This window comes from Parafrankia sp. FMc2 (assembly GCF_041008525.1).
Taxonomy (GTDB): domain Bacteria; phylum Actinomycetota; class Actinomycetes; order Frankiales; family Frankiaceae; genus Parafrankia.
On the sequence record NZ_JBFLUG010000465.1, the window covers coordinates 1 to 786 of the forward strand.

The following is a 786-nucleotide window of genomic DNA, read 5'->3' on the forward strand; positions in this document are numbered from 1 at the left end:
CTGCCCGGAATACAGGTAGACCGCCGCCGCACTCACCCGCGGCCCGTACTGGGTTGGGGCATCCACCCCCGCCGGTGCGGTCGCCTTCGTCCGTGTCCCGCAGCCGCACTCCCGCTCGACGAGCTGATGTTCGGTCACGTGCGGGCGGAGCTCGGGCAGGTCGAACACCTGCCGGCGTTCGGTCCGGATCACCGGCCGGCCCGAAAGCCGCACCCCGCACCCCGCGCACGGCCCCGGCTCATGCGCGACTGAGGTGCCCCTTTTCTTCCGGACAGTGACCCCTACTAGAATAGATGGGGGTAGTCCGGAGGGAATGATAGTTGACGCAGAAGCGCAGAAAGTTCACGCCTGAGTTCAAAGAAGAAGCCGTGAGGATGGTGATCGAGACATCCCGTCCGATCGCCACTGTCGCACAGGAACTCGGCATAGTGGAAGGAACTCTCGGAAGCTGGGTCGCCACCTACCGGCGCGCCCACGCCGGCGAGCCACCGCCACCGACCGCCGACGAAAGCGCCCGGCTACGCGAACTCGAACGGCAGAACCGTGAGCTGCTCATGGAAAACCAATTCTTGAAAAAAGCCGCGGCGTACTTCGCCAAGGATCATCGGTGAGCGACACGTTCGAGTTCATCGATGCGGAGTACGCCACCCGCATCACCGCAAGGCTCCGGCACGCTCGCGTTCTGAGTTGATCTGTCCGTGATCTTCGGGTCTGGTGGTTCGTCCGGGTTGTCAGGGGAAGCCGTGAAGGTCGAGTGCGGCGGTGGCGGTCTTGTGGGCGCGGCGG

General features: G+C 65.0%; 1 protein-coding gene and 1 pseudogene. One reads left to right on the plus strand and one right to left on the minus strand.

What is annotated here, in order from left to right; genetic code table 11:
- Positions 1 to 192, minus strand: a pseudogene (locus AB1460_RS37955) (IS66 family transposase); the annotation flags it as partial.
- 128 nt (positions 193 to 320) lie between these two features.
- Here AB1460_RS37955 and AB1460_RS37960 point away from each other — a divergent pair.
- Positions 321 to 611: a transposase gene (locus AB1460_RS37960; protein WP_420497471.1), complete on the plus strand. Its 291-nt coding sequence runs from the start codon at positions 321 to 323 to the stop codon at positions 609 to 611.
- Positions 612 to 786: the final 175 nt, after the last annotated feature.